The organism is Acinetobacter legionensis (genome assembly GCF_057165765.1).
In genome coordinates, this window is sequence record NZ_CM169896.1 from 885,040 (window position 1) to 898,178 (window position 13,139).

Annotated in this window: 5 protein-coding genes; all 5 read left to right on the forward strand. The window is 39.9% G+C overall.

Translation table 11 applies throughout. From position 1 onward, the window contains the following. Positions 1-33: 33 nt before the first annotated feature. The 5 genes from AC2G3J_RS04230 to AC2G3J_RS04250 all read left to right on the forward strand — a co-directional run bounded on the left by AC2G3J_RS04230 (position 34) and on the right by AC2G3J_RS04250 (position 13,112). Positions 34-6,039 (forward strand): cadherin-like domain-containing protein, encoded by a 6,006-nt coding sequence (locus AC2G3J_RS04230; RefSeq protein WP_483770693.1) that lies wholly within the window; start codon positions 34-36, stop codon positions 6,037-6,039. 266 nt (positions 6,040-6,305) lie between these two features. Continuing rightward, the gene (locus AC2G3J_RS04235; RefSeq protein WP_483770694.1) at positions 6,306-7,514 is read left to right on the forward strand and encodes a TolC family protein; all 1,209 of its coding nucleotides are present in this window, start codon (positions 6,306-6,308) and stop codon (positions 7,512-7,514) included. Positions 7,515-7,560: 46 nt separating this feature from the next. Then, positions 7,561-9,744: a type I secretion system permease/ATPase gene (locus AC2G3J_RS04240; protein ID WP_483770695.1), complete on the forward strand. Its 2,184-nt coding sequence runs from the start codon at positions 7,561-7,563 to the stop codon at positions 9,742-9,744. A 79-nt stretch (positions 9,745-9,823) separates the two neighbouring features. After that, positions 9,824-11,056: a beta-barrel domain-containing protein gene (locus AC2G3J_RS04245; protein WP_004817233.1), complete on the forward strand. Its 1,233-nt coding sequence runs from the start codon at positions 9,824-9,826 to the stop codon at positions 11,054-11,056. 313 nt (positions 11,057-11,369) lie between these two features. Next, positions 11,370-13,112, forward strand: coding sequence for a ShlB/FhaC/HecB family hemolysin secretion/activation protein (locus AC2G3J_RS04250; protein WP_483770696.1), 1,743 nt, complete (start codon positions 11,370-11,372; stop codon positions 13,110-13,112). The last annotated feature ends 27 nt before the right edge of the window (positions 13,113-13,139 follow it).

Consider the following 13,139-nt stretch of genomic DNA (forward strand, 5'->3'; position numbering starts at 1 on the left):
TAATGCTTAATTATTGAAATTAAGGAAATAAACGTGACTGTAAAGAATATTGTTCTCAAAATTAATGCTAAAAAATCAACACTCGATACCTTGAATATTGAAGGGGGCGAGTTTGGTCGTGGTTCTCAAGGTAAACCATTAAAAATTGCTGCAAAAGCAAATGTTCATTATGAGTTTACTGATAAAGAGACTTCATTTGGGCCAGAAAATATTGCGACTAAACGCCATGATAAGGATTTGTGGATTAGTTTCGAAGGTGGGGATGTTGATCAGCCAGATCTAATTATTGAAAACTATTATGCTGCAAATGGTGAGTTGGGCTATTCAGAAGGGGAGTCTAACTTACTGATCGGTCAGCATGAAAATGGCAAATATTACCCTTATGTCCCAGAAAGTGCAGAAAAAAGTGATGCCGTGAGTTTGCTTGCGGATCAAGTTGAAGCTGGTCAGGCTTTAGGTGGTGAAGAAGTTGCAGCATTTTGGGCCTTTAATCCATTATGGCTATTGGCTTTGGTTCCGATAGCGGCAGTGGCTACTGGTCAAGGTCATGATAACAATAAAAAATCACCTGTAATTGAACATCCTCAGCATGTTCCTATCGCAGAAAAAGACAGCGCTGAAACTAAAGAAGATACCCCAATCATTATTGATGTGACTTCAAATGACACTGATAAAGATGGTGACTTAGATCCAAGTACGGTGGTGATCACGAAACAGCCTCAAAACGGTACTGTTAGTGTTGATCCAATCACAGGTGAAGTGACTTATACCCCAAACAAGGGTTATGTTGGTCCAGATGCATTTGAATATACCGTCAAAGATAAAGCTGGCAATGTTTCTGATCCTGCAACTGTGGTGATTGATATCACCGCCAATCCAGTTGCGCTTGATGATAGCGCTGAAACCAAAGAAGACACGCCAATCATTATTGATGTGACTTCAAATGATAGTGACAAAGATGGTGACTTAGATCCAAGTACGGTGGTGATTAGCAAACAACCTCAGCATGGTACTGTTAGTGTTGATCCAATCACAGGTGAAGTGACTTATACCCCAAACAAGGGTTATGTTGGTCCAGATGCATTTGAATATACCGTCAAAGATAAAGCTGGCAATGTTTCTGATCCTGCAACTGTGGTGATTGATATCACCGCCAATCCAGTTGCGCTTGATGATAGCGCTGAAACCAAAGAAGACACGCCAATCATTATTGATGTGACTTCAAATGATAGTGACAAAGATGGTGACTTAGATCCAAGTACGGTGGTGATTAGCAAACAACCTCAGCATGGTACTGTTAGTGTTGATCCAATCACAGGTGAAGTGACTTATACCCCAAACAAGGGTTATGTTGGTCCAGATGCATTTGAATATACCGTCAAAGACAAAGCGGGGAATGTTTCTGATCCAGCGACTGTGGTGATTGAGGTAAGCGCAAATCCAGTTGCGGTTGATGATAGCGCTGAAACCAAAGAAGACACGCCAATCATTATTGATGTGACTTCAAATGATAGTGACAAAGATGGTGACTTAGATCCAAGTACGGTGGTGATTAGCAAACAACCTCAGCATGGTACTGTTAGTGTTGATCCAATCACAGGTGAAGTGACTTATACCCCAAACAAGGGTTATGTTGGTCCAGATGCATTTGAATATACCGTCAAAGACAAAGCGGGGAATGTGTCTGATCCTGCAACTGTGGTAATTGATATCACTGCCAATCCTGTTGCAGTTGATGACAGTGCTAACACCAAAGAAGGCACCCCAATCATTATTGATGTGACTGCAAATGATACCGATAAAGATGGTGACTTAGATCCAAGCACTGTGGTGGTCACGAAACAGCCTCAGAACGGTACGGTCAGCGTTGATCCAATCACAGGCGAAGTAACTTATACCCCAAACAAGGGTTATGTTGGTCCAGATGCATTTGAATATACCGTCAAAGACAAAGCGGGGAATGTGTCTGATCCTGCGACTGTGGTAATCGATATTACCGCTAATCCAGTTGCAGTTGATGACAGTGCTAACACCAAAGAAAACACACCAATCATTATTGATGTGACTTCGAACGATACCGATAAAGATGGTGATTTAGATCCAAGCACTGTAGTGATCACGAAACAGCCTCAGAACGGTACGGTCAGCGTTGATCCAATCACAGGCGAAGTAACTTATACCCCAAACAAGGGTTATGTTGGTCCAGATGCATTTGAATATACCGTCAAAGACAAAGCGGGGAATGTGTCTGATCCTGCGACTGTGGTAATCGATATTACCGCTAATCCAGTTGCAGTTGATGACAGTGCTAACACCAAAGAAAACACACCAATCATTATTGATGTGACTTCGAACGATACCGATAAAGATGGTGATTTAGATCCAAGCACTGTAGTGATCACGAAACAGCCTCAGAACGGTACGGTCAGCGTTGATCCAATCACAGGCGAAGTAACTTATACCCCCAACAAGGGTTATGTTGGTCCAGATGCATTTGAATATACCGTCAAAGACAAAGCGGGGAATGTGTCTGATCCTGCGACTGTGGTAATCGATATTACCGCTAATCCAGTTGCAGTTGATGACAGTGCTAACACCAAAGAAAACACACCAATCATTATTGATGTGACTTCGAACGATACCGATAAAGATGGTGATTTAGATCCAAGCACTTTAGTGATCACGAAACAGCCTCAGAATGGTACTGTTAGTGTTGATCCAATCACAGGTGAAGTGACTTATACCCCCAACAAGGGTTATGTTGGTACAGATGCATTTGAATATACCGTCAAAGACAAAGCTGGCAATGTGTCTGATCCTGCAACTGTGGTAATTGATATCACTGCCAATCCAGTTGCAGTTGATGATAGTGCTGAAACTAAAGAAGATACCCCAATCATTATTGATGTGACTTCGAATGATACCGATAAAGATGGTGATTTAGATTCAAGCACTGTGGTGATCACGAAACAGCCTCAAAACGGTACTGTCAATATTGATCCAATCACAGGCGAAGTGACTTATACCCCAAACAAGGGTTATGTTGGTCCAGACCAGTTTGAATATACCGTCAAAGACAAAGCGGGCAATGTATCTGATCCAGCGACGGTGGTAATTGATATCACCGCCAATCCAGTTGCGGTTGATGATAGTGCTAACACTAAAGAAGATACCCCAATCATCATTGATGTGACTTCAAACGACACTGATAAAGATGGTGACTTAGATCCAAGCACTGTGGTGATCACGAAACAACCACAACATGGTACTGTTAGTGTTGATCCAATCACAGGTGAAGTGACTTATACCCCAAACAAGGGTTATGTTGGTCCAGATGAATTTGAATATACAGTCAAAGACAAAGCGGGGAATGTATCTGATCCAGCGACTGTGGTAATTGATATCACCGCCAATCCAGTTGCAGTTGATGATAGTGCTGAAACTAAAGAAGATACCCCAATCATTATTGATGTGACTTCGAATGATACCGATAAAGATGGTGATTTAGATTCAAGCACTGTGGTGATCACGAAACAGCCTCAAAACGGTACTGTTAGTGTTGATCCAATCACAGGTGAAGTGACTTATACCCCAAACAAGGGTTATGTTGGTCCAGATGAATTTGAATATACAGTCAAAGACAAAGCGGGGAATGTATCTGATCCAGCGACTGTGGTAATTGATATCACCGCCAATCCAGTTGCAGTTGATGATAGTGCTGAAACTAAAGAAGATACCCCAATCATTATTGATGTGACTTCGAATGATACCGATAAAGATGGTGATTTAGATTCAAGCACTGTGGTGATCACGAAACAGCCTCAAAACGGTACTGTTAGTGTTGATCCAATCACAGGTGAAGTGACTTATACCCCAAACAAGGGTTATGTTGGTCCAGATGAATTTGAATATACAGTCAAAGACAAAGCGGGGAATGTATCTGATCCAGCGACTGTGGTAATTGATATCACCGCCAATCCAGTTGCAGTTGATGATAGTGCTGAAACTAAAGAAGATACCCCAATCATTATTGATGTGACTTCGAATGATACCGATAAAGATGGTGATTTAGATTCAAGCACTGTGGTGATCACGAAACAGCCTCAAAACGGTACTGTTAGTGTTGATCCAATCACAGGTGAAGTGACTTATACCCCAAACAAGGGTTATGTCGGTCCAGATGCATTTGAATATACCGTCAAAGACAAAGCGGGCAATGTATCTGATCCAGCTCACGTAACTCTAGATATAAGCCCTACAGGTACCTTAACCGAGATACTCAAAGAAGCTGATTTAGGCGATGGTTCAACAGCCGCTGTTGTAAATGGTGAATTGAGTTTAGATAACCCTAGTAATGCTGACATTAGCGATATCTTAATGACATTGCCAACAGTGGATGTCACTTCTGGTGGTGAGACAATAAACTGGACTCAAACAGCAAATGGCGGCTTAGTTGGAACCACGCCAAGCGGTCAAGAAGTGATGTCGATTACTTTGGGTACACCAGTGACCAGCAATGGTAAAACCACAATTCCTTATGAAATTGGTCTTAAAGCGCCAGTGGATCATGTTGGTGAGAACAGTGAACGTTTAGATCTTGATTTTGGTATCAATACGAATATTGGCGATGCTAACCTTATTATTACTGTGGAAGATGATAAATCAGTAGCAGCGCCAATATCTGTAGTTGCAGATGGTGAGACGACTTTTTATGCAAACGTGATCATTAGTCTGGATCTCTCTAGCAGTATGGGTGCAAGAGATAGTGGTATTCCAGATCCGGTAAATGGTGGCGAGAAAATGCGTATGAACGCAGCTGTCGAAGCGATTGAAACGATGCTAGATAAGTATCAGGAGCAACTTGACAGTGTAGCCCCAGGTAATGGAGACGTGAAAGTGAATATTATTGGCTTCTCAAAATTAGCCAAGCATCTTTCGCTACCTGGTCAAACAGATACATGGGTGTCATTAGACGATGCCAAGAAAATAGTGAAAGGATTATATAATTTTGGCACTCGACCAAAAGATATTGGTGTAGATACCAACTACGATGCGGCTTTACAAGAGGTTATTCATAGTTATTTGAATAATCAAGGTGCTGGTCCAGTTGTAGGTGTGGACGGTGCGAAGGTGAACAATAGTTTGCTCTTTGTCAGTGATGGCATTCCAAACTTTGGTAATGGCGCTGATGGAGTACGTGGTATCCAACCAACGTCACCATCAAATTATGAACCAGGCAATCAAAATATCGATATCGGTGAAGATAAGTGGACAGCGTTCTTAAAAGAACAAAACATAAAATCTATTGCGATTGGTATTGGTCCTCAAATGGATGAGGGTGCAGATTTCTTAAAACCAATTGCTTTCGATGGCGAAAAAGGCATCAACAAAGATGGTTCGAGTGACATTATTATTTTGAAAGATATGTCTGATCTCGGCGGTATTATGTCTGAGTTGGTTCCAGAAGCTACGGATACTCAGGGTTCTATTCGTACGGATGATGTGGGCAATATTGTTTCATCTTTCGGTGCCGATGGTGCTGGTCAGTTAATCATTCAGATTGATGGGTATGACTATACTTATGACTATGCAACAAACCAAATCACCAGTAGCAATAGCAATGCGGATATTTGGCAAGATGCTGGTAATGGTGTACTGATGGTGAAAACAGAGATCGGTGGTAGCTTTAAATTGAATATGTCAGCAGATAAGTTTGGTGACTTTAGCTATAACCCAGCTTCGACTCGTCCTGTAGGTAAAACCCAAGAAGAATTTACATTTACGCTTGTCGATAAAGATGGCGATAAATCTAGTGATAAATTGCTCATTGACATTCAATTAATTCCTGAAGCAAGTGCCAATAAAACAGCACTGAGCATGAGTAATCAGTTGGATCATTTAGAGGTTTTTAATGCAGTTGGTCATACTTTAGATGGCTTTGCCAATACGCCAAATCCAGCCGAAGCTGTGAATACAAACCATATCAATGTCTCACAACATTTAGAGCAACTCAGTGTTGAGCAGCCTAACTTAATTTAAGTCTAATTAAACCGCACAAAAAGCATTTTCTACATCCTGTAGCGAATGCTTTTTGTATATTTATCTGGGTTTTTTAGTGTGGTATGGCACGCACATGATGGTGCTATACCACATTTAAATAATACTTCAATGCAAATTTATTAAAAATACAGTTAAAACAAATGGTTATGTTTACAGCCATTGATTGTATTTCTGGTAGCCGATAGAACTCATCAATGCAAATGAATAGAAAACTGACACGGTCAATATCTCTGTGTTTTATAGGGATGTTGGCAATACATGGCCCATTACTACATGCAGCGACGTTAAAAGAGATACTCAAACAAGCGCTGGTCAATGATCCTGTGATACAGGAAGCTCAGGCAAATGTGTCTTTTGCACATAGTACGATGCAGACGACTAAGGCTGAACATTATCCGATTGTCAGTGCTATAGGGACTCAGGTACTCGGTCAACAACATAAATATGAAAGCAATGCACGAGAAACGCATTTTGCTCCTGGTCTACGCGCGACAGTCAATGTTTATGCTTGGGGCGGGATCGAAGCAGCCGTTGATCGAGATAAGAGAAAAGAAGCTTATTATCAATATACTGCTGAACAAACCAGAGAAGACCTTGGTTATAAAATCAGTACATTGTATTTAACCGCATTAAGGACCAAAGAGTCTTTGGTTGTTGCAGAACGAAATTTAAAACGTCACGATAAAATGCTGCATGATTTAAATATTATTGTGCAACATGATTCTGGTCGGCTCAGTGAGTTGGCTCAAGCTCAGGCTCATCGACTAAAAGTAGAAACTGGTATTGCTGAATTACGGCGCACTTTAGGTTTAACAGTGAGTCGATTAGAAGTCTACACGCAAGATTTTTTAGCACCAGATACGATTGTTGATCCTTTTTATGGAATGACATCTCAAGATTTTATTACCCAATATCATCGTGCTGAAGTTGATCAAATACCCAGTTATTTAGCACAAAAAGCAGAGCATGAAAGTGCAATTGAAGATATTAAAGTGTCTAAAGCGGCTCAAATGCCGAGTATTAATTTAGAAGGGACGGCAAGTCCAGATAATAAAGAAATCTATTTAAGAATGTCATGGGACATCTTTAACCAAGGTTCAAAGCATAAAATCTCACAGAAAAATCAAACCAAGATCGCTGTAGCGTCGCGTATGCAACAAAGCTTACGCGATACCATTGAACGTAGTCGAACAGCCATGTTCGATATGTCTCAAAATGAACAACGCGTTAAATTAGTGAATCAATATATTGATGTTCAAAAAAAAGTCGTTTGGGCTTATGAACAACAATTCAAAATCTCTCGTCGGACATTAATTGATGTACTCGATGCTTATAACGAGCTTGCAAATATTGAAGCAACAGAAGTAGAAGCTCGTAATGATTTTAGAGCTGCAACTTTAGAGTATTTATTGGCTCAAGCCAAAATCAGTCAGTGGGCTGGTGTCACAAACTAACTTGGTTTCCCGATTATTTTCAAAGTATTTATTTAAGTAGAACAACATGAAATCTATTATTTCACATATCGCATTAACGACTAAATTATTAGGTAGTCCGATTAGTGAAGCTGCTTTATTGGCGCGGGTTGGGCGTGATCAAGACTTAAAGATTGATTATGGCACGCTCACAGAGGTTTTACGGAGTTATGGTTTTGATAACCAATTGTCGAAGCGATCTTTACAAGATATTCCAACACTTGCTTTACCTGCCACGATCTTATTAAAAAATGAAGAAGCTGCGGTGATTACCGAGGTTACATATCATGATGACGAACGGAGTTATCATTTATTGCAAACAGATGGGATGACCAAAGTCATCACTGCGATGCAGTTGGAACAATTGTACTTAGGATTTTGTTGGTTTATTAAGCCAAAAGTTCAATCAGATTTACGTTCTGATTTACCAGAATATCATTTGCCGAAAGCTTGGTTTTGGAAGGTGATTTGGCGATTTAGAAAATATTATTATCAAGTTGTATTGGCAACATTGATGATTAATTTTTTAGCTTTATTAAGTTCATTATACGTTATGAACGTATATGACCGTGTTATTCCAAACCAAGCTTTTGAAACATTATGGGTATTAAGTATCGGTGTGATTAGCGCGATTAGTTTTGAGTTTATTTCTAAATTAATTCGTTCTTATTTAACTGATATTGCGGGTAAAAAAGCAGATTTAATTATTAGCTCGGCACTCTTTAGACGCGTTATGCAGTTACGTTTGGTCGATCGTCCAAGTTCGGCTGGGGCTTATGCCAATAATCTACGTGAGTTTGAAGCAGTTCGCGAGTTTATGACCAGTGCGAGTTTACTGACCATTGTTGATTTGCCTTTTCTATTTTTATTTATCAGTGTGATTGGATTAGTCGGTGGCAAGCTGGCCTTTGTGCCCTTGGCCTTAATCCCAATTATGATTGCAGTGGGCTTCTTTGTGCAAAGACCATTGGCTCGCTATATCAATGAGTCTATGAAGGAGTCATCTCAAAGACAAGGTTTGGCAGTTGAAGCAATTGATGGAATTGAGACGTTAAAAACCAATAATGCCACAAATTGGGCGCAGCAACGTTGGGATAATTTCACTGCAAAAACTTCTGTATCTTCAATTAAAGTTCGAAATTTAAGTAATTTGGTGGTGAATTTTGCCGCAAGTATGCAGCAGTTAAATACCGTCTTCTTGGTGGTATTCGGGACTTATTTAATTCACAGCAGTAATCCCGATTATAAAATTACTATGGGGGCATTGATTGCTTCGGTGATTTTATCTGGTCGAGCACTTGCGCCATTATCCCAAATAGCCAGTTTAGCGATTAAATTTCAGTCAGCCAAATTGGCCTTACAAGGGATTAATAATATTGTTGCAAGACCTATTGAGCGCGATCCTAGCCGGCAATATATCAGTTTAGCATCGGTCGAAGGTCAGATCGCTTTTGAGCATATCCAATTTCAATATCAACGAGATGCAGCACCAGCAGTCAAAGACATAACTTTAAATATTAACTCAGGTGAAAAAGTTGCCATTTTGGGACATATTGGGAGTGGAAAAAGTACTTTATTAAAACTCGCAAGTGGTCTTTATGAGGCCAATGCAGGTCATGTTACTTTAGATAATATTGATATACGTCAAATCGACCCAAGTGATTTACGAAGCAAAGTCAGTTTACTTAGCCAAAGTCCTCGCTTATTTTTGGGTACGCTTAGGGACAATCTCGAATTGGCAAGAACTGATCATTTTTCAACTGATCAACAGTTAATGCAGGTCTTACATCAGTTTGGTCTCGATAAGGTGATCAATCAGCATCCGCAAGGCTTAGATATGCAACTCGGTGAAAACGGCTTAGGGTTATCTGGAGGGCAAAAGCAACTCATTGCTTTAGCAAGATTAACCTTACGAGATCCACAAGTTGTACTGCTTGATGAACCCACCACTGGACTAGATCAAGAAACAGAATTGTCTGCCTTAGATGAGCTTCAAAACTGGGCAAAACAAAGAACATTATTGGTGGTTACCCATCGTCCCCAAGTCCTTGCATTGGTTGATCGTATTATTGTGATGGAAAATGGCACCATTGCGATGGATGGTCCTAAAGCAGAGATTCTTGCCAAATTAGTTCAACAACAGCCCCAAAATATTCCTCCTGCAAAACCCAGAGTTCATCGAGTGAGTGTAAGTGCTCGGATCCGTAAATAAACTGATGTTTTGAACGTCAAGATTTGGTCGGATGAGAAATGATGTTGTTATGATTATGCAGATTAAGTAAGTGAAAGAAATGAAAAAACAAACTAAACAGCCACCAATCAGCCAATCTGATTTGAAGCTGTTAAACGATTTGAATGGCGCTTTACAGCAAGAAAAACATTATGGCTATTTTGCGGTGATTGTTTTGCTATTCGTCTTAATCGTCGTATTTTTAATTTGGGCGTATAACAGTACCTTAGAAGAGGTGACGCGAGGCCAAGGAAGTATTATCTCTAGTAGTCGTGAGCAAATTATTCAAAGCTTAGACCCCGGAATTATCATGGAAATGAGAGTGAAAGAAGGGGATGTTGTTGAAAAAAATCAAATTCTACTCAAACTGGATGATACTCGCAGTTCTGCTATTTTAAGAGAGAGCGAGGCTAAGGTTGAAAATTTAACCGCAATTGCAGCACGACTGAAAGCGGAAACTACAGAGACGAAGCCGATATTTCCTCAAGAGATTTCAAGTGAATTAAAGCAAAGAGAATATCAGGCTTATACGGTAAGACGACAGTCCATGGTCGATGCAATCGAAGCATTAAAAGCCAGTAAAAGTTTCTTGGATCATGAGATTTCGATTACCCAACCGCTGGCACAGCAGGGATTGGTTTCAAATGTGGAAGTATTGCGTATGCAACGACAATCGGCAGATCTGGGTGCGCAAATTTTAGATCGGAAAAATCGTTATTTAACCGATGCGAATAATGAGTTGGTAAAAACAGAAGCTGAATTGGCACAGGCTCGAGAAAATATGGCGATGCGTGCGGATCCTGTTGATCGTTCATTCATTCAAGCTCCGCTTCGCGGTATTGTGAAAAATATTAAAATTAATACAGTGGGCGGTGTGGTCAATGCGGGACAAGATATTTTAGAAATTGTTCCTTTAGATGACAAACTTTTGGTAGAAGCTTATATACGTCCACAGGATGTAGCTTTTCTTCGTCCCGGATTGCCTGCTGTCGTTAAAATAAGTGCCTATGATTATTCGATTTATGGCGGTTTAGAGGGTGTCGTGACACTGATTAGTCCAGATACCCTGAGTAATGATAAACGTAATAGTGAATTGAAATTAAACCAGAATGAAGTCTACTATCGTATCTTGGTCAAAACCGATGCAAATAGTTTAGTGGATAAACAAGGGAAAAAGCTTCCGATTATTCCCGGCATGGTGACCACTGTTGATGTAAAGACCGGTGAAAAGACCGTATTTCAATACTTGATTAAACCGATTACGCGGATGAAACAAGCTTTACAAGAACGATAAAAACCACAGGACTAAACAATTAAGTTAGAACCATTTCATGTTTTTGATCTATCCCCCAAATATGACCTTTCCGTTGATAGGTCAAGATTGGGGGATTTAAAACAGATGATGCTGTTTATACTTTGAATTGATATAACCAAAAAAATGTTGAAAATCTAGATATAGTGTGTTTTTAATATGTTTTATTTGTAAATGATAAACTTTTTATAAATCAATAGTATATTTGAATTAATGCGTTGATTATTTATTTTTTGTTTACATAACTATACCAATTGGTAATAATTTAATAAAATTATCTTACACTAACTTCAATATGAATTTTAAATTTAATAAACTTACTTTGAGTGTTTTTTTTACGATTTTAGCAACAACAATACAAGCTGCAGAACCACAGCCGCGTCCAGAGTTAGAATTAGATGCTGTTCAGCGCCAGCAACAACGTGATGAAGCATTACAAAAGCAATTACAGCCCGAAGCTATAGTGCAAACGGGATTAGAAAAACAACTTCAAACCCAAACACAACTGCACTATCTAAAATCAAACAGTGAAGATGTATGTTTTGAAATTAAAAAATTTGTGTTGATGGGAGAGGATGCGCATCAATTTACTTTTGCTATGCGCTCTGTCACGCAAGGTGAACATAATCTCATTGGCCGATGTATTGGGGTACAAGGCTTAAACCAAGCCTTAGATCTGATTCAAAACAGTATTATTAGTCATGGTTATGTCACCACCCGCATGCTGCTCCCTCAACAAAATATTGCTTCGGGTGAGATTAAACTACAAGTGATTGCTGGGAAAGTAGATCAAATTCAATTTGTTCAAGGGACGTCTAAGCGTGCTCACAAATTTAACGCCTTGCCTGTTCGATCGGGAGATATTTTAAATATTCGGGATATTGAACAAGGCTTAGAAAACTTTAAACGCGTGCCGACTGTTGAGGCTGACTTTAAAATCAAACCCTCAGAACAACGTAATCAACCCGGCTATAGTGATTTAGAACTGGCATGGCAACAATCAAAACCCTATCGGATTCATTTAGGTGTTGATGATGCAGGCTCAGATTCAACTGGGAAGTATCAAGGTACGGCAACCTTATCTTTAGACCATCTGTTTACTGCAAATGACCTGTTTTATGGTAGTTATAACCATGATTTGGGCGGAGGAGATCAAGGTAAACGAGGTACAGATGGCTATTACTTAAGTTATAGCATTCCACTCAAATATTGGTTACTTAGCACCAGTTATAGTCAGTCTGATCATAACCAAACGGTTGCAGGTGATAGCCAAAGCTATAACTATAGCGGCAAAAGCAAACTGATCGGGGCTGATTTATCTCGGGTACTTTATCGTGATGCCAAACGAAAAACTACAGCCAGTGTAGGAGGCTGGTATCGGGAATCACAAAACTTTATCAATGATGTAGAAATTGAAGTACAACGTCGAAAAACTGGTGGCTGGAAAGCCAGTCTGGATCATATAGAATATCTAGCCAATGCGACATTAACAGGCAATTTAACCTATAAACGAGGCACAGGTGCATTTAATGCAATGCATGCACCTGAAGAAGAGTTTGGCGAAGCCTATACTCATGTGGGTATTTTACAAGCCAATGCCGGTCTGCAAGTGCCATTTAAAGTCGGTAATCAATCGCTACAGTATCTCGCTGAATGGCGAACACAGTACAGTAAAAAACCACTGACCCCACAAGATCGATTCTCGATTGGGAATCGCTATACCGTAAGAGGGTTTGATGGTGAACAAACTTTATTGGCAGATAATGGATTTTTAGTGCGTAATGAAATCAGTGGCTCGATGTTTAAGCTTCCGATGCAATGGTACACCGGAATTGACTATGGTGAAGTGGGGGGTAAAACCGCACATGAGCCAAATCCATTGCTGGGAACAAGTTTAATGGGTGCTGCCTTTGGATTACGTGGGCAAGTCTTAAAATCGGTCAATTATGACGTTTTTGTTGGGACGCCGTTAAAAAAACCAGACCACTTTAAAACAGACAATGTGACGACAGGATTTAGCCTGAACTGGATGTATTAATCCATTACATTCAATGTCCATATGCAA